General features: G+C 52.7%; 18 protein-coding genes. 16 read left to right on the top strand and 2 right to left on the bottom strand.

Annotated elements, in window-relative coordinates; translation table 11 throughout:
* The first annotated feature begins 127 nt into the window (after window positions 1–127).
* Window positions 128–1,399: a sugar ABC transporter substrate-binding protein gene (locus NYE69_RS24490; protein WP_328270874.1), complete on the top strand. Its 1,272-nt coding sequence runs from the start codon at window positions 128–130 to the stop codon at window positions 1,397–1,399.
* 1 nt (window position 1,400) lies between these two features.
* Here the strand turns inward: NYE69_RS24490 and NYE69_RS24485 are convergent, their stop codons facing one another.
* On the bottom strand, window positions 1,401–2,477 hold the full coding sequence (locus NYE69_RS24485; RefSeq protein WP_328270875.1) for a coiled-coil domain-containing protein: 1,077 nt from the start codon (window positions 2,475–2,477) through the stop codon (window positions 1,401–1,403).
* Between the two features lie 128 nt (window positions 2,478–2,605).
* Window positions 2,606–2,842 carry a DUF2626 family protein gene (locus tag NYE69_RS24480; RefSeq protein ID WP_124333028.1) on the bottom strand — a complete coding sequence of 79 codons (237 nt, stop codon included), beginning with the start codon at window positions 2,840–2,842 and terminating at the stop codon, window positions 2,606–2,608.
* Between the two features lie 346 nt (window positions 2,843–3,188).
* Here NYE69_RS24480 and NYE69_RS24475 point away from each other — a divergent pair, with 346 nt between their 5' ends.
* From NYE69_RS24475 to NYE69_RS24405, 15 genes are all read left to right on the top strand, one after another.
* Complete coding sequence (locus tag NYE69_RS24475) at window positions 3,189–3,839, top strand: RsfA family transcriptional regulator (RefSeq protein WP_124333027.1); 651 nt, start codon at window positions 3,189–3,191, stop codon at window positions 3,837–3,839.
* Between the two features lie 508 nt (window positions 3,840–4,347).
* Window positions 4,348–5,334, top strand: a complete 987-nt coding sequence (locus NYE69_RS24470) for a ketopantoate reductase family protein (RefSeq protein WP_340928278.1) — start codon at window positions 4,348–4,350, stop codon at window positions 5,332–5,334.
* 52 nt (window positions 5,335–5,386) lie between these two features.
* Entirely contained in the window at window positions 5,387–5,773 is a 387-nt protein-coding gene (locus tag NYE69_RS24465; protein WP_412761692.1) for a DUF3397 domain-containing protein, read from the top strand.
* 232 nt (window positions 5,774–6,005) lie between these two features.
* Window positions 6,006–7,706, top strand: coding sequence for a peptide ABC transporter substrate-binding protein (locus NYE69_RS24460; protein ID WP_340928276.1), 1,701 nt, complete (start codon window positions 6,006–6,008; stop codon window positions 7,704–7,706).
* Between the two features lie 207 nt (window positions 7,707–7,913).
* Window positions 7,914–8,846, top strand: coding sequence for an ABC transporter permease (locus NYE69_RS24455; protein WP_340928274.1), 933 nt, complete (start codon window positions 7,914–7,916; stop codon window positions 8,844–8,846).
* 3 nt (window positions 8,847–8,849) lie between these two features.
* Window positions 8,850–9,812 carry an ABC transporter permease gene (locus NYE69_RS24450; RefSeq protein WP_340928272.1) on the top strand — a complete coding sequence of 321 codons (963 nt, stop codon included), beginning with the start codon at window positions 8,850–8,852 and terminating at the stop codon, window positions 9,810–9,812.
* An 11-nt stretch (window positions 9,813–9,823) separates the two neighbouring features.
* Window positions 9,824–10,819, top strand: coding sequence for an ABC transporter ATP-binding protein (locus tag NYE69_RS24445; RefSeq protein WP_328270884.1), 996 nt, complete (start codon window positions 9,824–9,826; stop codon window positions 10,817–10,819).
* Window positions 10,816–11,760, top strand: coding sequence for an ABC transporter ATP-binding protein (locus NYE69_RS24440; protein ID WP_340928270.1), 945 nt, complete (start codon window positions 10,816–10,818; stop codon window positions 11,758–11,760). Before NYE69_RS24445 ends, NYE69_RS24440 begins: the two co-directional genes overlap by 4 nt.
* 177 nt (window positions 11,761–11,937) lie before the next feature.
* Entirely contained in the window at window positions 11,938–13,575 is a 1,638-nt protein-coding gene (bshC, locus tag NYE69_RS24435) for a bacillithiol biosynthesis cysteine-adding enzyme BshC (protein ID WP_340928268.1), read from the top strand.
* A 14-nt stretch (window positions 13,576–13,589) separates the two neighbouring features.
* Window positions 13,590–14,858 (top strand): adenosylhomocysteinase, encoded by a 1,269-nt coding sequence (locus tag NYE69_RS24430; RefSeq protein WP_340928266.1) that lies wholly within the window; start codon window positions 13,590–13,592, stop codon window positions 14,856–14,858.
* A gap of 553 nt (window positions 14,859–15,411) precedes the next feature.
* Window positions 15,412–15,849 (top strand): division/cell wall cluster transcriptional repressor MraZ, encoded by a 438-nt coding sequence (gene mraZ, locus NYE69_RS24425; protein WP_036621384.1) that lies wholly within the window; start codon window positions 15,412–15,414, stop codon window positions 15,847–15,849.
* 253 nt (window positions 15,850–16,102) lie between these two features.
* A complete protein-coding gene (gene rsmH, locus NYE69_RS24420; protein ID WP_124333019.1) occupies window positions 16,103–17,077 on the top strand; it encodes a 16S rRNA (cytosine(1402)-N(4))-methyltransferase RsmH in 975 nt (324 codons plus the stop codon).
* Complete coding sequence (locus NYE69_RS24415; protein WP_230877050.1) at window positions 17,078–17,512, top strand: hypothetical protein; 435 nt, start codon at window positions 17,078–17,080, stop codon at window positions 17,510–17,512.
* Between the two features lie 84 nt (window positions 17,513–17,596).
* Window positions 17,597–19,897, top strand: a complete 2,301-nt coding sequence (locus NYE69_RS24410; RefSeq protein WP_340928262.1) for a penicillin-binding transpeptidase domain-containing protein — start codon at window positions 17,597–17,599, stop codon at window positions 19,895–19,897.
* The gene (locus NYE69_RS24405; protein WP_340928261.1) at window positions 19,806–22,190 is read left to right on the top strand and encodes a penicillin-binding transpeptidase domain-containing protein; all 2,385 of its coding nucleotides are present in this window, start codon (window positions 19,806–19,808) and stop codon (window positions 22,188–22,190) included. The genes NYE69_RS24410 and NYE69_RS24405 overlap by 92 nt, the downstream gene beginning before the upstream one ends.
* The last annotated feature ends 74 nt before the right edge of the window (window positions 22,191–22,264 follow it).

Raw genomic sequence — 22,264 nt, 5'->3', positions numbered from 1 at the left:
GAGGGTTTTCTAATTTTTGGCGGGACAACCGGATTCGCGATTTGTTACAATAAATAGCGATAGCTTTATGACAGGGCCGTACAGGGGTTAGGGGTTGGTGCCCCTGGGGCGGAGAGGATGAACGGGTGTGAAGCGAAAAAACCATTGGGTGCTTTTTGCCCTCCTTCTGCTGGCGTTGATCAATTTGTCCCCCAGCGAGGAAACGGCGCTGGTCCGTTCCGAAGAACGCGGCGACGAACCGCCGGCCAGCGTTCCGCAAACCGAGGTTCCCCAGGAAACGGGGCATATCCGGGTCGCGGTGCAGATGAACGAGTCCGATTTTCGCCAGCTTGAGCAAATGACCCGGACGTTTATGGACAGCCATAAGGTCCAGGTCGAATTGACGAACGTTGCTTCGGAAGAAGCCTACGCGTCGTTCCAAAACTTGTTGAAGCTCGGTGAGTCGCCTGACGTTTTGCTGTTGGACAATGCCTGGGTGCGTCAATTTGCGGCGGACGGATATTTGCTGCCGACGGAAATTTATTATTCGGGGGTTTTGTCGGGAGAAGTGTTAAGCGTTTCCCTCGTTCCAAACGAGTGGAACGGTTACGTGTGGGGAGTTCCTGCGGATGTCGATCCTTATGTATATGTATTCACGGATAAGGCGATGAAAGAGCTGGGAATGGAGGCGCCCCCGGATTCGCCGGACGCGTGGAACGCTTTGCTAGCTTCCGGCTCCGAACCGAAACGGCTTCCGCAGCATTTGCTGGGCGTGGACGGAAGCGATCCTTATGCGGCCCTGACGCTGCTTTGGCAGCTTGGCGGCGGCGCTAAGGAAAATGGACAAGCTTCCCCATTTACGCTTACCGGTGAAATGCGAACCGCGCTAATGCGGCTGGAGCAGCTTCGGCCTTATTTGGTATCGGAGGGTTCGCCGCCGGCGGGGGACCAGGGCTTGTGGAACAAACTGCAGCGCGGCGAGCTTGCGATGCTGTTAACGACGGCTTCGGAGGCCGCAAACCATCCGCAGGCGGGTACAAAAGCCATGTTGCCCGAGAAGAAGCAGGGGCGGTATTCGGGCTGGATCGCCGGGCGGAGTTACGCGGTCTCTTCGCATTCCCAAAACCCCGATGCCGCGGGGGAATGGATTGAGGCAATGACCTCCTCAGAAAGCCAAAGCCAATGGTTTGAAGCAACGGGTCATCTCCCTGTGTTGCACGCGGTCTACGATGAGGCTGCGAAATACAAGCTTCCGGATTGGAGCGGGGCGTTCGCGGCATCGGGAGCGAAGTCCGCGATGCCGGCCGGGAGCGGTCTTCCGGCCGAGCTGGGGGAGTTTTCCAGACTTGTGGAAAATTATTTGAACGGAAAGGCGAGCGCCGCGTCTTTGGCGGACAAGTTCAGACGGAGCGGGCAATAATTCAGAACGACAACTTCAATTTGACGACTAAAGTTCCCCGGGAAATCATCACTTCGGTGGCTTCCATAAAGGGGACTATTTTTTTGGGATAAAAGCCCAGATCGAAGTCGCGTTCAAGCTCGGCCCGGGTCGTGTCCGGGAGCTCCAGGCCGTTAAACAGCAAACGGTCGACGTGAAAAGTAATGGAGTTTTCCGGCTCCCGCTCCACCGTGTAATGTCCATCCACCTTAAGTTCAAGCCCTTCCCGGCTGCCCTGCACCGTGATTTGATTTTCCAGGAAGGAGAAGCGGATGTCTTTTAATAGTTCATTTTTGCGATGCAGAAATTCGTTCAGCTCCTCCTGCCGAACCGTCAGGGTGTAACCGCCCTTTTCGGCAACCAGGCTGTCCTCGTATTCGTTCAAAAAGTCGGGAAACTCGGACATCACCGCGGACAGCGCGGCGAAATATTTTCTCAGCTCATTCAGTCCGACGTTTTCCCAATAAACCATCAAATCTTCGATCATCGCCTTCAACTTTTCCGGATCCGCGCTAAGGCCGAGGGACCGGTCCACCTGCTGCTGCAGGGCGGCGACGCGCTCCCGCTGAAGCTGAAGCTCCGCTTTCATCCGGGCAAGATCGTCCGACACGGTTTCCAGCTCATGTTTCGTATTCATCAGATCGGCATATTCGGATTTGTACTTCCCCAGCACGATGCGATCGCGCTCCAAAATCAATTGATAATAATCCAATACGGTAAAAAAATCTTTTAAGCTGCCCACCGACAGCAGAGCCGCGAACAGATTTTCCCGCTCCCCCATATAATATGACCGGATGCGCGCCCCGGCCTGTTCCCGGCTGACCCGGATCTGCTCGTTTTTCCCGGCCAGTTGTCCTGACAGCTTCCGGATCGCGGTTTCCGTCTCCTGCTGCCTTGCTTCAATGCGGGCGATTTCTCTATCGATCTCCTTGATGGACAAGCTTTGCTCCAATATTTGCTGCTCCTCTTCCGTAATCGTCTCGGCCCATGACGCCGCCGGAAGAAGGAAAGCGAAGATGCAGAGCACCAGCAGCACCAAGGATGGATAACGTTTGTTCAAAGAAGATCCTCTCCCGTGAGTAGTTGTACTATATATATGTTACCAAGCGAGGAAATAGCAGGGATCATGAAAAAAGGCGGCTCGACCCGAGGTCGAACCGCCTTTTGCAACGCTTTTTTTTATTCGGATTATAGTGGCAAACCCATTTTGAAGACCGTCCAATAGCTGAAACCTGTAAAGGCGACGATCATATATCCCCAGAACAGCAGGATATACGTTCTTTCCGTAAACTTCAGATAACCGAAAAGAACGAAAAAGGCGGTTTGCAGAAAAAACAGCAGCGCCATTTCGGTCATACCGCCGGCAAAGGCCATGAGTCCAATGGTAAGGGTAAAGAAACCAAGGACGCGGAACATGCGTGCCACGAATAAATCCCCCTTTCATATGTATCGACGAAGGTCCCATTTCTTTACTCATTATACCCGTTAGCCCGATAAGTGTAAACGAAAAGTCAGTAATTAACCTGGATTTGCCTGGTAAAATGTGATGAATATTATGGTAATTGCCCGGATTTCGTCAGCGTTTTCCATTGCGTTCATACATCAGGTATGGAGAACCCGGATTTTGGAAATACATTTTAGTATCAAATAGATTCTATGAACTCTATGAGAGGCATAGAAATGGAGTAAGAAGCTTTTTACTTATTCGTCCGCCGGTATGCCGGCGGGAAAACGGTTTAAGACTAGGATGTCGTTAGGAGGTTTTTATAGCATGACAGCAGTGAGACAAGACGCATGGAGCCCGGAAGATGATTTGATTTTGGCCGAGGTGACTCTTCGCCATATTCGGGAGGGCAGCACACAGCTTACCGCATTCGAGGAGGTTGGGGAACGGATCGGCAGAACGGCGGCCGCATGCGGGTTCCGCTGGAACAGCTGCGTCCGTAAAAAATATGAAGCGGCGATCAGCATAGCCAAAGCCCAGCGGCAAAAACGGAATTATATGAAAAAGCAATCGTCGCTCTCCGCAGGTTCCGGCATCGCTTCCCTCGCTTCGGTGGAGACGGAGGACGGTTACCGCAGCGAAGGCGTGACGGAAGAGACGATCTCCATCGACGCGGTCATCCGTTTTTTGCGCGGTTGGAAAAACACGGTGCAGGAAACGAACCGGCATGTCAAAGCGTTGGAAAAGGAATTGCGGGAAAAGGAAGAAGAAATCGCCGCGCTGAAGGAGGAGAACGAACGTCTCTCGGCGCAGGTTAATGAAGTGCAAACCGACTACAGAGCGGTTAACGACGACTACAAAGCTTTAATCCAAATCATGGACCGGGCTCGTCGCCTTGCCTTTCTGAACGAAGAGGACGAAGAAAGCAAATCGCGGTTTAAGATGGACGCGAACGGGAATTTGGAGCGTATCGAGTAGGAGCCGCAAAACGCAAAAATCCCGCCTGGGCGGGGACTAATGCATGGCAAATCTCTTCTTGTAAAATGAATCATGGTAAATGATATCGTTTGACTTAAGATCGCTGTTGCAGACGGATGAGCTGATTGAACTTTAGAGGCATGCAATTGCGGTAAACGTGTGAAATGTTCTTACGAACGCTGTTGTTCACGGATTTCTATTGATTTTATAGATTCCAACAAGGAAGAAATCCGCTCGCAAAGGCGACCACTGCCGTTTCTTCAGAATCATTTCACACCCCCCGCATGGAACATACCGGTTCTTTCGTTCAATTTTATCCGTTACATAGCTTAGAATTGAATCGATTTCTTTGCTAAGATTCACTCACGGAAAAGAGAACTGCCCAAGCTTAGTATCCATCCCGCCGTTATGGCGGGATTTTTGTGTTTTGGGGGAAAGGTTTGGTATAAAATGAAGAGGAACAATTATAGAGGATTTGCGATAAGACGGCGAAAGGAAGTTAGTTGAGGTGAAGATAGATATTATTGGGGCGGGGGCGCTCGGGCTGTTGTTTGGCGGAAAGCTTGCTGAGGCGGGAGAACGGGTGCGTTTTTGGACAAGAACGGCCGCGCAGGCAGAGCTGCTCCGAAGGGAAGGCGTCGAGCTGACGGAGCCTGACGGAACGATCCATATAATAGAAGGAAAGCGGTTTGCTGCGGACGCACTTGAACAGACGGCCGAAACGGATATGGCGGAGGCCCCCGATTGGCTGCTGCTGACGACGAAGCAGGGCCATATCACCGAAACTTTATTGACGGTTTGCGGCCGGCTAGCCGGAAAGCATACCCGCATCGTTTGTTTTCAAAATGGAGCGGGGCACTTGGAACGGATTCGGCAAATCATCCCGGGGCAAGCGTTATATGCGGCGATCACCACGGAAGGCGCAAAACGAGCGGACGGACGCAGCGTAACCCGGGCCGGGTTTGGTGAAACTCGTGCCGGGATCTATAAACCCGAGGATGGAGAATCTGGCGGCACGGGAGTTGATTCTCCCGAATTTTCGGGGGAAAGTTTGGTAAAATTGCTTCGAAAGGCAGGATTTAACGCCTTTTTGTCGAATGACATCGGAAGGGAAATGTTCAGGAAGCTGCTTATCAATGCGGTTATCAATCCGCTTACGGCGATTTGGCGGATTCCGAACGGCCAATTGCTGGAATCGGAGGCGCGAATAGCGGCGATGCGGCAGCTGTGCGACGAAGGAGAACGCATTTTTCGGGCAAACGGAATCGCATACGACGCGGATATCTATGCGCAAATCCTGGAGGTTTGCCGCTCTACGGCCGGCAACACCTCGTCGATGCTGAAGGATGTCCTTGCGGGAAATCCGACGGAAATCGATTTTATTAACGGCCGTCTGGCGGAAATGGCGCGTGCCAAGCAGGTTGACGCCCCTGGACATGAGTTGGTTTGGCTGCTGATTCGGGGGATGCAACCTGACATGCATATAAAAATATAGTTACTAACTTTTTGTGTAAGCTTTTCTTTTCCAACATAAAGGAGGTGGGTTTTTGAGTGTTTTGGCCACTTTTCTTATCGTGTTTTCCATGATTCCGGTCATTCCGTTTTTGCTCGTTTATTTCATATACTACTATGGGGCAAAACGCGAGAAAAAAGCCGCCATTATGCTGGCGATGGACGTCACGACGCTATTTTTGATCTTGGGGGCGGCCGCTTTGTTCAACAATGTGTTTCACTCCTCATTCGGCTTCTACCTGATTCTGCTTATATTGCTTATTGCCGGCGGATTGATCGGCGGAGCGCAAAACCGCCTGAAAGGCAAGGTGGACGTGCGGCGACTGCTGCGCGCGGTTTGGCGCTTGGCGTTTGCGGGGACAGGGGCAGCTTACATTCTTTTATTTTTGATCAGTTTCATTACATATATTTTGACCGCTTAAACTATAATATACAAACCAGGGACCGCCAAATAACGAATGAAACCATGACACCCAAGGTTAATTGTTAAGAAACAGCAATTGTCAATATGGGATAACGGACGATTTTGTTACATGAGCGGGCCCTTTTTGGCGAAAAACGCGGAATTACCGAAAATTTATGTTGGATTTTTTTGACCGCTGGTTGTATAATCTAAAAACATATACCACAATATTTTAAGGGGGATAACGCTAGATGAAGAAGAGTAAGAGTCTACTCCTGCTTCTGACGCTCGTTCTCGCCGTGGGCACGTTGCTTTCCGCGTGCGGTTCGAACGGCGGCAACGGCGCTGCAAACGGCGGCAACAATAAGGCTTCCGACAGCGGCAACAGCGGCGAAGAAAAATTGGCTGCGGATCAAACGCTGAAAATCAACCTGAGTGCGGAACCGCCTACATTCGATCCGGCTCAAGCGAAAGACAGCCAAGCTAACACAGTGCTTAAGACGATGTATGAAGGTCTTACGCGCCAAGATGAATCCGGTCAAGCCGTGCCTGGCGTAGCCGAAAGCTGGGAACCAAACGATGATGGTACTCAATACACGTTCCACCTTCGCAAAGACGCAAAATGGAGCAATGGCGATCCTGTAACCGCGAATGATTTCGTATTTGCTTGGGAGCGCGTTCTCAGCCCGGAAACTCAACCGGCGGCTCCTTATGCTTACCAATTGTATTATTTGAAAAACGCTCAAGAATATAATGAGGGGAAAATTACCGATTTCAGCCAAGTTGGCGTGAAAGCGGTGGATGATTATACACTGCAAGTTGATCTGGTAGCTCCTACGCCTTATTTTGTGGGCTTGACTTCTTTCTACACTTATTATCCGGTCCACCAATCCGTCAAGGATGACCCGAAATGGGCGGTTGACCAAAGCAAAATGATCGTAAACGGCGCGTTCACGCTGACCAACTGGGTGAAAGGCTCAACGATCGAAGTTACGAAAAACGAAAATTACTGGGATAAGGACAACATCAAGCTGAACAAGATCACCATGACTTTGGTGAACAGCAGCGCTACGGAATTGGCTAGTTACCAAAACGGCGAGTTGGATCGCGCCGGTCATCCTAACGGCGAAATCCCGACCGACCAAATTCCAATCCTGAGAGATCAACTGAAAGACGAACTTGAAATCAAAGGTATTGCTAGTACGTATTACTACGAATTTAACGTAACGGCCGAGCCGTTCGATAACGTAAATATCCGTAAAGCCTTTGCTATGGCTGTCGACCGTCAAGCGATCGTTGATAACGTAACCCTTGGCGGACAGCTTCCGGCGTTTGGTTACGTTCCTCCGGGCATCAAAGGCGTAAACGACGAATTCCGCAAGGAGCATAAAGACGACTACTTCACGGAAAACGTGGAAGAAGCCAAAAAGCTGCTTGAGCAAGGCATGAAGGAAAAAGGTTATACGAAACTTCCTGAAATCACGTTGATTTATAACTCCAGCGACGCGCACAAGAAAGTAGCGCTTGCTATTGCCGACATGTGGAAGAAAAATCTTGGCGTTGACGTGAAAACGCAAAACCAAGAATGGGCTGTGTTTGTCGAAAATCGCCAAAATCTGAATTACCAAGTGGCTCGCGCAGGCTGGACCGCCGACTACAACGATCCGATGACGTTTTTGGATATGTGGGTAACGGACGGTGGCAACAACGACACCGGTTTCTCCAACGAGGAATACGATAAGCTGATCGCCGAAGCGAAAGCTACCGGTGATATGGCTAAACGCGATGAAGCCTTCGCAAAAGCCGAAAAGATTTTCATCCAAGACAACATGGTCGTGATGCCGCTTTACTACTACACAAACGTTGCGGCCGAGAAGCCATACCTGAAGGGTGTAACTCTCGACTTTAGCGGTGCTGTCGACTACACCCGCGCGTACCTGCTCGAACATTAATTCCGAAAAGGGCAGGCTTATGCAAGAACGAAGCGAATAGCAACTTCGGGATATATATGTAGGTATTTCATATATATCCCGATTTTTTTGTGTGCGGGGTTCTTCCAAGCATTTCGTACTTATACAAATATATGGAATAGACAAACTAGTTCTTTTCACCTAAAATCGATATATGTCGAAATATAAAAGAAGGAGGTGTAAACGGGCATGATACGTTATGTAGCGAATAAGTTTTTTTACATGTTGGTTTCGCTATTCATTCTGATCTCAGCCACTTTCTTTCTCATGAAGGCTATTCCGGGCGATCCGCTCACTTCGGAGAAACAGGTGCCTCCCGCGATTAAAGAGCGTCTTTATGAACAGCTTGGACTCGATAAGCCCGTTTATCAGCAGTATTTAAAGTATTTGGGTGACGTTGCGCACGGAGATTTGGGCATATCCATGAAGATGATTAACCAGGATGTATCCCAAATTATCGGGCAAACGTTTTCGGCGTCTCTGAGGCTGGGGATCGTCGCGATTATCGTTGCCGTAATTGTCGGAGTGCTGCTTGGCATATTGGCAGCACTGTATCATCGCAAATTGATCGACAATGTCGCTATGGTGCTGGCGGTGTTAGGGATCGCGGTGCCGAGCTTTGTGGTCGCTTCTTTGCTGCAGTATGTGTTTGCCTCCAAGCTGCACTGGCTGCCGACGATGGGCTTTAAGGGCCCGCTGTATTACGTGCTGCCCGTAGCGGCGTTAACCGCGCAGCCGATCGCTTTTATCGCCCGGTTGACGCGTTCAAGCATGCTGGAGGTACTGCATGCCGATTATATCAAGACGGCCAAAGCGAAGGGCTTGGGCTGGATGGCGATTTTGTTCCGCCACGTCATCCGTAACGGCATTATGCCGGTCATCACTTATCTTGGACCGATGACGGCCGATATCGTTACCGGCTCGGTGGTCATCGAGCAAATTTTCGGGATTGGCGGGATCGGCAAGCAGTTTGTGCAAGCGATCAGCGTCCGTGACTATCCGCTGATTATGGGGATTACGATCTTTTACGGGGTATTGCTGATGGTGGCGCGGTTTATCACGGATGTCGCTTACGTATTCGTAGATCCGCGAATCAAGCTAAGCGGAAGGAAGGAGGGCTAAAGGATGGATGCGAATTCCGTAAAAGTGATGCCGGCTCCGGCGGATCTGACTCCCGAGGATTTCCGGAAAATCGGAACGGACGAAAAAGAAGCCGAAGTGATCCAGCGCGAGAGTATTTCCGCGTGGCGTGATGCCTGGTATCGTTTGTGCAGCAACAAGATGGCCATGACTGCGCTTGTCGTGCTTGTTGTCATCTCGCTTGCCGCTATCATCGCTCCATGGATCGCCGGCAAAATTACCGGTTTGAATTATTACTCCAACGATCTGCTGAACACCAACAAGGGACCGTCCGCCCAGCATTGGTTCGGAACCGACGACCTCGGGCGCGATATGTTCGTCCGTACTTGGATGGGCGCGCGCATTTCGTTGATCGTAGGTTTGGCAGCCGCATGTATCGACCTGTTTATCGGTGTTATTTACGGCGGAATCATGGGCTACTTTGGCGGCCGCGTTGATGAAATTATGAATAAGTTTTCCGAGATTTTGTACGCTATTCCGTACCTGCTGGTTACTATTTTGCTGCTTGTCGTACTCGAGCCTAGCTTGGGAACGATCATATTGGCTTTAACGATCACGGGCTGGATCAACATGTCGTGGATTGTCCGCGGCGAGATTATGCAGCTCAAGAACCGCGAGTTCGTGCTGGCTTCCCGCTCGATGGGCGCAGGCTCGGGACGTTTGCTGTTCCGCCATCTGCTGCCTAATGCGGTTGGACCGATCATCGTAACGGTGACGTTGTCCGTACCGAAAGCGATTTTCGCCGAAGCATTTTTAAGTTTCCTCGGTCTTGGCGTTCAGGCTCCAATTGCCTCGCTTGGTTCGATGATTAACGATGCTTTGACGGGATGGCTGTACTACCCGTGGCGCATGCTGTTCCCGGCCATATTGATCAGCTTGATCATGCTGGCGTTTAACATTTTCGGCGACGGCCTTCGCGACGCGCTGGATCCTAAACTGAAGAAATAGGAGGTGGAATGATGGAGCCGATTCTACAAGTCAAAGATTTGCATGTGTCCTTTCAAGTCAGAGGCGGAGAAGTCAAAGCCGTTCGCGGCATGAACTTCGAAGTGGGAAAAGGGGAAACGGTTGCGATAGTCGGTGAATCCGGCAGCGGCAAAAGCGTAACGGCCCAAACGATCATGCGTCTGATTCCGTCCCCTCCGTCAATCATTAAGCAAGGTGAAATTATTTTTCAAGGCGAAAACCTGTTGACCAAAAGCAATAAACAAATGGAAGCCATTCGCGGTAAAGATATCGGCATGATTTTTCAGGACCCGATGACCTCTTTGAATCCTACGATAAAGGTAGGCCGACAAATCACCGAAGTGTTAATCAAACATCAGAAAATGTCAGCGGGCGAAGCAAAAGAACGTGCCATTGAAATGCTGAAGCTTGTCGGCATTAAAAATGCGGAAGCCCGCTTTAACCAATACCCTCACGAATTTTCCGGGGGCATGCGGCAGCGTGCCATGATCGCCATTGCGCTTGCCTGCCGGCCGGCGCTGCTGATCGCGGACGAACCGACGACAGCGCTTGACGTTACGATTCAGGCACAAATCATGGACGTCATGAAAGAGATGCAGGAACATCTTGGTACTTCCATCATTTTGATTACCCACGATCTCGGCGTCGTTGCCGGCATGTGTGACCGCGTCATCGTCATGTATGCAGGAGAGGTGGTGGAAACCGGAACGAAGTGGGAAATCTTTAAAAACCCGCAGCATCCTTACACAAAAGGTTTGCTGCGCTCAATGCCGCGGTTGGATCAGAAGAAAGGGGAACCCCTTATTCCTATTATCGGCACTCCGCCCGATTTGATTAAACCGCCGGTTGGCTGTCCGTTTGCGGCCCGCTGTGAGCATGCGATGAAGATCTGCGAACGCATCGATCCGGGAGCGACCGTATTCAGCGATACGCATATGGCCCGCTGCTGGGATCTTCATCCGATGGCCAAGGAGGGACAGTCGTCATGAGTATTGGGAAGACGTTGATCGAAGTCGAAGGGCTCAAGAAGTATTTTAACGTTGGCGGCGGCAATGTGCTGAAAGCCGTCAACGACATCAGCTTCTCGATTGCCGAAGGCGAAACGCTAGGCCTCGTTGGCGAGTCGGGCTGCGGCAAATCGACCGCGGGACGCACGATCCTTCGCTTGTACGAGCCGACGGGCGGCAGCATTCGTTTTAACGGAACGGATATTACGAAACTGGCTCCGCGGAAAATGAAGGCGATGCGCCGCGATATGCAGATGATTTTCCAAGATCCGTACGCCTCGTTGAATCCGCGGTTTACGGTGACGGATATCATCGGCGAAGCGCTGGACATCCACGGCATGGCCGGATCGCGGGCGGAACGCAAAAAACGCGTGGAAGAGCTGCTTGATATGGTCGGCTTGAATCCCGATCATGCGACGCGTTATCCACACGAATTTTCCGGCGGACAACGGCAGCGGATCGGGATTGCCCGCGCGCTGGCGGTAAATCCGAAGTTCATTATCTGCGACGAACCGATTTCGGCGCTCGACGTGTCCATTCAGGCGCAGGTGGTCAACCTGCTTAAAGAACTGCAGGACCGCCTCGGTTTAACGTATTTGTTTATCGCCCACGACTTGTCGATGGTTAAGCATATCAGCGATCGCGTAGCCGTCATGTATTTGGGCCGGATCGTTGAGCTTGCGGAAAGCGAAGAGCTTTACGCCAACCCGCAGCACCCGTATACCAAAACGCTGCTGTCGGCGATTCCGATTCCGGACCCGGAGATCGAAGCGAACAAGAAGCGGATTCATTTGGAGGATACGGGGAACGGCCCGATTACTTCCAAGGACGGCAAAAGCGACGGCGGATTGTTCGATCTGGACAATTCGGAGCTGGTTGAAGTGTCCAAAGGCCATTTTGTGGCGATGCCGAAAAAAGGATAAGCTGCTAAGATGCAGACTCCTGCTGCACGGTTAAAACCGGCTGCGGGAGTTTTTTGCCGTTTTAGGCTTACGGAAAGTGAGAAATTTAACAAAAGTAAGGTTAGCTTTGACGGGTACGCGGAGTATCCGGTACAATCAAGTAAGGTTTGCATGGAAGAACAGGAGGCAGGTAACCTGATGAATATAGTACAAGATCTTTTGGCGCCGGCCGGTCCGCTTGCGGATGCGTATGCGCATCGTTTTGGAGCGGTTGCTCAGCTTTACGAATATGATCCGGCGTTGGATGAAAGTTGGTCCAGCCGGCTCGAATGGCTGGATGAAACGGAGGATCGCCGGATAAGCCGGACCGCCTTGGTTAGCCGGCTGCGCGAGTACAACCGCCTGCACAACCCGGATGCCGCGGTGGAACAGGCGCTGGGCAAGCTTGAGCAGCCGGGGACGGCGGTCATCGTCGGCGGGCAGCAAAGCGGCTTGTTTACCGGGCCGCTGCTGGTGATTTACAAGGCGATCACGATCATTAAAGCGGCCAAAACCGCCGCCGCTAAACTGAATCGGCCGGTCGTGCCTGTGTTTTGGATCGCCGGGGAGGACCATGATTGGGACGAAGTGAATCATTCCTACATTTTGTCTCCGGATTTGCAGGTCAAGCGCATCCGCATTAAACGCGACCCGGACAACCGCCTGCCGGTCAGCTTTAGCCAGGTTCAAAGCGAGGATTGGGAGCAGGCGGCGGATGAACTGGAGCAACTGCTTCCGGGCAGCGAGTTTAAGTCCGGCTTGATGGAGCTGTTCAGACGTTCCGCCGCGGAATCGGCGAGCCTGTCGGAATGCTTCGCCAAGCTGATGGGGGCTTGGTTCGGCAAATACGGCCTTGTGCTGCTGGATTCCGCCGATGGCGAACTCCGCAAGCTGGAAACCCCGGTGTTTGAGTCGATTATCCGGCAAAACGACGAGCTGGAAGCGGCTTATTTCGAAAGCGCCCGCGATTTGGCCGCGCTAGGATACGAACCGCAAGCCGAAGTGAGCGAAGGCGGAGCCAATCTGTTTTACATACATGAGCAGGAGCGGCTGCTGCTGTTCAAGCGGGAAGGCGGCTTCGCCGACCGGAAAGGCAAGGTTTCCTTCACCCGGGATGAACTGTTGGCCGAGCTTCGCGAGCATCCGGAGCGTTTCAGCAACAATGTGCTGACCCGGCCGCTGATGCAGGACAGCCTTCTGCCGGTACTCGGCGCAGTGTTGGGTCCGGGGGAAATCTCCTACTGGGCGTTAACACGTAAAGCGTTTGGCAAGCTGGGCTTGAAAATGCCGTTGCTGCTGGCTCGGGAATCTTTTACCGTGGTGGAGGGCACGCTGCAGAAGCATATGGAAAAATACGGCCTCCGTTGGGACGACGTCAAGGACCTAGAAGTGCTGCGGCAAAAGCGTGAAGCGTGGCTGGCGAACCAGGACGCGATCCGGATTGACGCCCGGTTTGACGAAATCAAATCGGCTTTTGGCGAAATGTACGATCCGCTGATCGAGCAGCTGGCCGGTATCCAAAACGGGCTGCTGAAATTAGGGACCGCCAATCGCGATAAAATCTACGATCAGATCGAATATTTGCGCGGCAAGGCGAAGGACGCTCTGGAGAAAAGCAATGAAGCGGGGCTGCGCCATTTCGAGCGGATCGAACTTTCGCTGTTTCCACTTCGGAAGCCGCAAGAGCGGGTTTATAACATATTTTATTATATGAACCGGTTTGGCGTGGAATGGATTGACGCTCTGATGGATATTCCTTATGACATCACGGGAACGCACCGAATTATATATTTATAGGAGGCAGATCGAAAATGAGTTCAGCAGCGATTCAAAACAGTATGATTACGGACTTGAAGCTAGCGCCGGAAGGGCACCTCAAAATCGATTGGGTGGAGGCCCATATGCCGGTGCTGAACCGGATCCGCAAGCAGTTTGAAGCGGAGCAGCCGTTTAAAGGGTTGAAGGTGACGATCTCGCTGCACCTTGAAGCGAAAACCGCTTATTTGGCGAAGGTGGTGCAAGCCGGAGGAGCCGAAGTGACGATCACCGGAAGCAATCCGCTGTCGACCCAGGATGATGTCTGCGCGGCGCTCGTGGAAGACGGGGTTACGGTATATGCCAAATACAACCCGGAACCGGCGGAGTACAAAGCGCTTTTGATCAAGGCGTTGGAAACGAAACCCGATCTAATCATCGACGACGGCGGCGACCTTGTCACGATTCTGCATTCCGAACGGCCGGACCTGCTGGAAAATGTCCGCGGCGGCGCCGAGGAAACGACGACCGGCATTTTGCGCCTGAAAGCGATGGATAAGGAAGGAAAGCTTAAATTCCCAATGGTCGCAGTAAACGATGCCTACTGCAAATATTTGTTCGACAACCGCTATGGCACCGGACAATCGGTATGGGACGGCATCAACCGCACGACGAATCTGGTCGTCGCCGGCAAAACCGTGGTCGTCGTCGGCTACGGCTGGTGCGGCAAAGGCGTGGCGATGCGGGCCAAAGGGCTTGGCGCCAACGTCATCGTCACCGAAGTTGATGCGATCAAAGCCGTCGAAGCCTACATGGACGGGTTCCGCGTAATGCCGATGCTGGACGCCGCCAAGCTCGGCGATTTCTTCGTGACGGTAACCGGCAACCGTGACGTCATTCGCGGCGAGCATTATGATGTGATGAAAGATGGCGCGATTTTGTCGAACGCCGGCCACTTCGACGTGGAAGTGAACAAACCGGAGCTTCAGGAACGTTCCGCCTCGGTGCGGACCGTACGCCGCAATATCGAGGAATATCAATTGAAGGACGGACGGAAAATGTACCTCCTTGCCGAAGGTCGTCTCGTCAACCTCGCCGCCGGCGACGGACATCCGGCCGAGATCATGGACATGACGTTTGCGCTTCAGGCGTTGTCGCTGAAATACGTTAACGACCGGTACAAGGAAATCGGCAGTACGGTCGTAAACGTGCCGTACGAGCTCGATGAGCAAGTGGCCCGCTTCAAGCTGGAAAGCCTCGGCGTAGGCATCGACACGCTTTCCGCCGAGCAGCGCGCCTACCTCGACAGCTGGCAGGAGCATTGATCGGTTGGCCGAACGTGGCTTAGGTTCCCTTGTAGACAGAAAGACCAGGAATTTTTAAAACAGCGCGAGCGGCTTGGAAGAGCGATAGTTCCGGCTGTTCGCGCTTTGGCATTGCGCCGGGACAATCTGCAAAAACAAGGTTGCCTGTCGTTCAAGTAGCCGGCTATTTCAACTATTAAGCGCGTCCCCAAAGAATCGGTACGGAACTGAGCAAGCGAAAAAGAATTTCAGGATAGCCCTTTTTCCTAAAAATAAGGAAAAGGGGCTTTTTGCTGCTTCTCTAATACGCCGTAACGGTGAATAGTTTGGAACTGCCTAAATTGGCTTATCCGATAGCAACAGCATTCGCAAGAGTTGAGGAGGCGTGTTCAATGTGGAGTGCTTGTCTCAACTTGTCTCAACTTTTTCGCAGTTATGCTAGCCTCCCGCCTTTCCCTCTTCTCAAAAAAATTCCGTTCACTAGCAGGATTTTTTCGTTAAATGCAGAATAGATACTTAACATGTGGGGCAAAGTGGTGTAAAGTGGGGGAAAGAGGTAGGGAGTGAGACACCAATGTTTATGGGGGAATTCCAACATAGCATTGACGACAAGGGCCGGATAATTATCCCGGCTAAGTTTCGCGATCTCCTCGGAAGCTCTTTTGTTGTTACCCGCGGCTTGGACCAGTGTCTTTTCGTGTATCCGATGCAGGAATGGGAAGTACTGGAACAGAAGCTGAAAGCTTTGCCGCTCATGAAGTCGGATGCGCGTGCGTTTACCCGCTTTTTTTTCTCGGGAGCTACGGAATGCGAGTGGGATAAACAGGGAAGGGTAAACCTGCCAGGCAATTTGAGGCAGTACGCGAAGCTGGAGAAAGATTGCGTCGTTCTGGGCGTATCGAATCGGGTTGAGATTTGGAGCAAGGACATTTGGGAGCAATACTTCCAGCAGTCGGAGGATACGTTTAACGAGATTGCCGAGAAGCTGGTCGACTTCAATTTCGACCTGTAGAGGTAGTTAAAAAGTCGGCTTTTGATCACGGAGAAAAGCTAATGAAGCGTATTCGGCTTCGAATCTTGAATTCAGCCGGGCTCTCCGTTGCTCACGTAGGCTTACCTACGCTGCGCTACTCGATCCCTAGCTTCATCCAACCTTCTCGGTGCTGAAAACCCGACTTTTTAACAATATCTTAAGGTAGTTAAAAAGCCGGCTTTTGATCACAAAGAATTTAAAAATCGAGTTCTAGTCTGGAGGGGCGTTAGTCGTGTTTCATCACATCACGGTGCTTAAAGCAGAAGCGACAGAAGGGCTGCGCATCAAGCCGGACGGCATTTACGTAGATTGTACGCTGGGGGGCGGCGGCCACAGCTCGGTCATCTTGTCCCAGCTTGGCGAAGGCGGCAGGCTGATCGCTTTTGATCAGGACGATTGGGCGCTGGACAACGCCAAAGAGCGTTTGGCCCCTTATGCGGACAAGTTAACTTTGGTGAAAAGCAATTTTCGCCATTTGGAACAAAAGCTGCTGGAGCTAAGCGGCATCCCGCAGCAGAATGGCGTCCCGCAAGTGGACGGCGTGCTGTTTGACCTGGGCGTTTCGTCTCCGCAGTTCGACGAGGGGGAACGCGGATTCAGCTACAACGCCGACGCCCCCCTCGATATGCGCATGGATCAATCGGCGCGGCTCACAGCGCGGGACATCGTCAACGAGTGGCCGGAGCGGGAAATTGCCCGCATTTTGTTCCAGTACGGGGAGGAGAAGTTTTCCAGACGCATCGCCAAAGTTATCGTGGCGAGGCGCGAACAGGAGCCGATAGAAACGACCGGTCAATTGGTCGAGCTGATCAAGGAAGGAATCCCGGCGGCGGCCCGGCGAACGGGCGGGCACCCGGCCAAACGAAGCTTTCAGGCGCTGCGGATCGCCGTAAACGACGAGCTTGGCGCGTTTGAAGAAGGACTCCATGCCGCGATTCGTTGTTTGGCGCCGGGCGGGAGAGTTTCGGTCATCACCTTTCATTCTTTGGAAGACCGCATCTGCAAGCAAATTTTTTCTAGTTATGTGGAAAAATGTACCTGTCCTCCCGACTTTCCGATGTGCGTATGCGGGGGAAAGGGATCGCTGAAGTTGATAAACCGGAAACCGGTGGTTCCGTCGGAGAGGGAACTGGCGGAGAATTCGCGGGCGCGGTCGGCAAAATTGCGCGTGGCGGAGAAATTGCAAACCTTAGTGGAGGAATCGTAAATGGCTTATACGCGGGGGAATTTGGCAGTTAAGCAGAAATCAGCGGAACGCAAAAATCCGTCAACGCAGCGCTATCGTGAAACGACGAAGGTCGTCACTCGCCGCTCAACGCTTCAGGTTCGCGAGAAACTGTTGTACATGGTAACGATTATTTTTTGCGTGGCGGTGATGGCTGGTCTTTTATGGCAAAATGTTACACTTTACAACATCAAGCGGCAAATGTTTAATTTGAATGCGGATATTCAAGCGATGAGCGCCGAGATCAAGGAGCTAACGGTCAAAAAAGAGAAGCTGGAGGAACAAATCCCTGAGGAAGCGGCCAAGCTTGGTTACGTTGAGCCCGAAGTAGAAGGATTCCATGTTCAGGTTCCGCCGGGTGCTTCAACGGCGGCAAATTCGGAGACGGACGCACCCTCGGACCAAGCCGGCAATTAGGGCCAACGAGGGTGCGGATCATACGGACAATGCGGACGGCCTGACGGCGATCCGAAATTAACTCTATTTTAATGAGGTTTTGCCATGATCAAGAGAATAAAGCTGCGAACATTGCTGATAGGGGGATGCGTTACCCTCTTTTTTACTGTATTGATAGGAAGAGTGTTTTGGCTGCAGGTCGTGCAGGAGGATTTTTGGCAGAAGCATGCTGAAGCGCTTTGGTCCACCAGGAAGGATTTGCCGGCCACACGGGGAACGATTACGGACCGCAAAGGCGACGTATTGGCCATGGACGCTCCCGCCTATACGGTAGCGATCAATCCGGAGATCATTCATGCCAAAGGGCTGGAAAATGAAGTGACTGAGGGGTTAAGCCGGATTCTCGGCAAAGATGAGCAGGAGATGCGAGAACTCGTCAATGCCAAGAAGTCGGACGGAAAGTATTCCACCCATCGGGAAGTGCGCAACGAAGGCTTAAAGATCGACCAGGAGCTTAAGGGTCAAGTCGAGGCATTCCGAAACAAGCTGCTGCAAGAGCATAAGGAAGTGGAAGACACCGGCATTTATTTGATGAAGGAACAAAAACGCTATTATCCCCAAAAGAGCCTGGCCGCTCATATTTTGGGCTATACCGACCGTGACGGAAACGCGGTGTCCGGCCTGGAGGCTTATTACGATGAGATGCTTAAGGGAGAAGACGGCTATATCGAATATAAACGCGACGGCAGAGGGATCGAAATCCCGAAAGCCAGCGAAATTTACCAGCCGGCGAAAAACGGGCAAAACCTGCAGTTAACGATAGATGATACGATCCAGCGTTATATCGAGCAAGCGATGAAGGAAGCGTATGCTGAGCTGCAGCCGATCAGTATGAGCGTCATCGCCGTCGATCCGAAAACGATGGAAATTCTCGGAATGGCGAACATGCCTACATACGACCCCAACGAGTATTGGGCCGACGTCGATCAGAAAAACTTTTACAACCATGCGATTAAATCGGTGTACGAGCCGGGTTCCACGTTTAAAATTGTGACCTTGGCCGGGGCTGTTCAAGAAGGTCTTTTTAACCCGAATGCCACTTATATGTCGGGGAGTATCCGTGTTCCTGGGCGAACGATCCACGATTTAAAGCGATCCGGCTGGGGGCCGATCACTTACTTGGAAGGCGTAAAACGCTCCAGTAACGTCGGTTTCGTCAAGCTGGGCTACGAAATGCTGGGACCCGAACGGCTGAAAAGCTATGTCGACAATTTCGGGTTTGGGCAAAAAACGGGCATCGAGCTGCCGGGCGAAGCCAAAGGGATCGTGGACCCGGTGCAGCAAGCCGACTTCGCGGCGATGTCCTACGGACACGGTAAACTGCTCGTTACGCCGCTGCAGCAGATTGTGGCCGTGGCAGCGGTGGCGAACGGGGGCAAATTGATGGAGCCGCATATCGTCAAATCCATCACCGATCCGCAGACCGGCGAAACGAAGCAAACCGAACCGAAAGTCATACGCCAGGTCATTACGCCGGAGACCGCCAAAGAAGTTGGAAGCTATTTGGAGCAAGTCGTTTCCGACCAAAAAATCGGGACCGGCCGTCACGCTTATATCGAGGGTTACCGGATTGCCGGGAAAACGGGAACGGCCGTAAAAGTCGTCAACGGCGAATACAACTATTCCAAACAGGTCGTTTCTTTTATCGGCTATGCGCCGGTGGACGATCCGAAAATCGCCGTCCTTGTTTTGATCGACGAACCGAGGGATTCCGAGCTGGGCGGCGGAACGGCGGCGGCCCCGGTGTTCAAAAAAATCGTCAATCAAACGCTTCAGTATATGGGTGTGCCTAAAACCACCGATCCCAACGCCGACAAAACCAAGCAGGCCGAGAGCAGCGGGCCGAAGGTTCCCAACCTTAAGGGAATGGGCGTGCAAAAAGCCAAAGACACCCTTGTTGCCGGCGGAATTTCCTATGCCACCTTGGGAAGCGGAACGGAGATCATTTCCCAATACCCCAAAGCGGGTAGCGTCTTGAAAACGGGCCAATTCGTTTATTTGCTTACCGAAGAAGGAGCAAATATGAAAATCCCGAATCTGCAAGGCGAATCGCTGCGGGATGCGATGGAGCTGCTATCGGTTCTTCAAGTGCCGGTCACGGCGAAAGGCGAAGGATACGTCGCCTCGCAAAAAGTGGTCGAAGAGAACGGAAAGCGACGGGTCGAATTAACGCTGGAACCGCCTGTCACGGAGGAAGAGACGAACGGGAAAGCGGCGGACGGCAGCGAGGCGGACGGCGATAAGGCGGCCGACGGTGAAGCTGGCGGCGAGTCCACGGCCGCCGCGGGCAATAGCGGCAATAGCGGCAATGGCGGACAAGCCGGCAGCGGCGGCCCGAGCGGTTAAGGTATCGCCGGGCAGGCTGCCGGCCGATAGCCGGTTTGGAAATAACGGCAATTGGAGAGGTTTTGCCATGTTGAAAAGAGTAAGACTGCGAACGCTGCTGATAGGGGGATGCGTCACCCTCTTTTTTGCTGTATTGATAGGAAGAGTGTTTTGGCTGCAGATCGTGCAGGGGGAATTTTGGCAGGCACATGCCGAAAAGCTCTGGTCGACCAAAAAGGTGTTGCCCGCCAACCGGGGAACGATCACGGACCGCAAAGGCGACGTATTGGCTGTGGACGCTCCCGCCTATACGGTGGCGGTTAGTCCGGAAATTATCCATGCCAACGGGCTGGAAAATGAAGTGGTTCAAGGGTTAAGCCGGATTCTCGGCAAGGATGAGCAGGAGATGCGCGAGCTTGTCAACGCCAAGAAAAACGGGAAGTATTCCACCCATCGGGAAGTGCGCAACGAAGGTTTGAAAATCGACCAGGAGCTAAAGAATCAAGTGGAGGCTTTTATCAACGAGCTGCTGAAACAAAATGAAAAAGTGGAAGACGCCGGTATTTACTTGATGAAGGAGCAGAAGCGCTATTATCCCAGAACGAGTCTGGCGGCGCATGTTTTGGGCTATACCGACCGCGACGGCAACGCCGTATCCGGCCTGGAGGCTTTTTATGACGAACAGCTTAAGGGGCAAGACGGCTTCCTTGAATACAAACGTGACGGCAGAGGGATCGAAATCCCGAAAGCCAGCGAAATTTACCAGCCGGCCCAAAACGGGCAGAACCTGCAGCTGACGATCGATAATACGATCCAGTATTACATCGAACAGGCGATGAAGGAAGCGTATAACGAGCTGCAGCCGATCAGCATGACCGTTATCGCGGCCGATCCGAACACGTTGGAAATTCTTGGGATGGCGAACATGCCCACCTACAATCCCAACGAGTATTGGGCTGGCGTCGATCAGAGAAATTTTTACAACCATGCCGTCCAATCGGTGTACGAACCGGGTTCAACGTTTAAAATCGTCACCTTGGCCGGGGCTGTTCAGGAAGGTTTGTTTAATCCGGAAGATAAATATATGTCCGGGAGTATCCATATCGCGGGCCGAACGGTCAGTGACATTAAAAAATCCGGCTGGGGGCCGATCACTTATTTGGAAGGCGTCAAACGTTCCAGCAACGTTGCGTTCGTCAAATTGGGTTACGAAAAGCTGGGCCCCGAACGTCTCAAAACCTATGCCGAAAACTTCGGGTTCGGGCAAAAAACCGGCATCGAGCTGCCGGGCGAATACAAAGGGCTCGTGAATCCGGAGCAGCAGGCCGACTTCGCGGCGCTGTCCTACGGGCACGGCAAGCTGCTCGTTACGCCGCTGCAGCAAATCGTTGCGATATCGGCCATCGCCAACGGCGGCAAGCTGATGGAGCCGCATATCGTCAAATCGCTGACCGACCCTCAGACCGGCAAAACGGAAAAAACCGAACCCAAAGTGGTGCGCCAGGTAATCACGCCGGAAACCGCCAAGGAAGTCGGAGGCTACTTGGAGCAGGTCGTTTCCGACCGGAAGCACGGGACCGGCCGCCACGCCTATATCGAGGGGTACCGGGTCGCCGGGAAAACGGGAACGGCGGTAAAGCCCGTTAACGGGGAATACACCAAATTGAAGCAGGTCGTTTCCTTTCTCGGTTACGCGCCGGTGGACGATCCGAAGGTTGCCCTGCTGGTCCTGATCGATGAACCGAAGGACCCCGATCTGGGCGGGGGGACGGCCGCGGGTCCGGTGTTCCAAAAAATCATGAATCAAATCCTGCAGTATATGGGTGTCCCCAAAATGAACGATGGCGGGACCGGGAAAACGAAACCGGCCGCGAGCGGGCCGAAGGTTCCCGAATTAAGCAAGCTGCCGGTTCAGGAGGCCAAAAACAAACTCGCCGGCCAGGGGATTTCCTACGTGACGCTGGGCAGCGGCGAGGACATCATCACCCAGCACCCGAAGGCGGGGAGCGTGCTGAAAGCGGGCCAGTTCGTGTATTTGCTGACCGAAAAGGGGACCGACGTGAAGATCCCCAACCTGAGGGGGAAATCGCTGCGCGATGCCATGGAGCTGTTATCCGTGCTGCAGGTGCCGGTTACGGCTGAAGGCGAAGGGTATGTCGACTCGCAAAAAGTGATCGAAGAGAACGGAACGCGAAGGGTGGAATTGACCTTGAAGCCCCCGGTTACGAATGAGGAAACGAAGGAGGAAGCGGCGGGGGACGGCGGTGCGGCGGCGAACGGCGAAGCCCCCGGCCAGTCCGCGAACTCGCCATAGCTTGTTCTAACCCCTGGTTGTCCTGAATATCCTTGATATGAAAACATTCAAGCGTCAGGATGGGATAGGGGGGG

This window comes from Paenibacillus sp. FSL R5-0527 (assembly GCF_038008055.1).
Taxonomy (GTDB): Bacteria; Bacillota; Bacilli; order Paenibacillales; family Paenibacillaceae; genus Fontibacillus; species Fontibacillus macerans.
This window is presented reverse-complemented; position numbering and strand designations above follow the sequence as displayed.

Coding starts and splice junctions, on each gene's coding strand:
- NYE69_RS24475 (WP_124333027.1), top strand. CDS start 3,189: ATGACAGCAGTGAGACAAGACGCATGGAGCCCGGAAGATGATTTGATT.
- NYE69_RS24460 (WP_340928276.1), top strand. CDS start 6,006: ATGAAGAAGAGTAAGAGTCTACTCCTGCTTCTGACGCTCGTTCTCGCC.
- NYE69_RS24455 (WP_340928274.1), top strand. CDS start 7,914: ATGATACGTTATGTAGCGAATAAGTTTTTTTACATGTTGGTTTCGCTA.
- NYE69_RS24450 (WP_340928272.1), top strand. CDS start 8,850: ATGGATGCGAATTCCGTAAAAGTGATGCCGGCTCCGGCGGATCTGACT.
- NYE69_RS24445 (WP_328270884.1), top strand. CDS start 9,824: ATGGAGCCGATTCTACAAGTCAAAGATTTGCATGTGTCCTTTCAAGTC.
- NYE69_RS24440 (WP_340928270.1), top strand. CDS start 10,816: ATGAGTATTGGGAAGACGTTGATCGAAGTCGAAGGGCTCAAGAAGTAT.
- bshC (WP_340928268.1), top strand. CDS start 11,938: ATGAATATAGTACAAGATCTTTTGGCGCCGGCCGGTCCGCTTGCGGAT.
- NYE69_RS24430 (WP_340928266.1), top strand. CDS start 13,590: ATGAGTTCAGCAGCGATTCAAAACAGTATGATTACGGACTTGAAGCTA.
- mraZ (WP_036621384.1), top strand. CDS start 15,412: ATGTTTATGGGGGAATTCCAACATAGCATTGACGACAAGGGCCGGATA.
- NYE69_RS24415 (WP_230877050.1), top strand. CDS start 17,078: ATGGCTTATACGCGGGGGAATTTGGCAGTTAAGCAGAAATCAGCGGAA.
- NYE69_RS24410 (WP_340928262.1), top strand. CDS start 17,597: ATGATCAAGAGAATAAAGCTGCGAACATTGCTGATAGGGGGATGCGTT.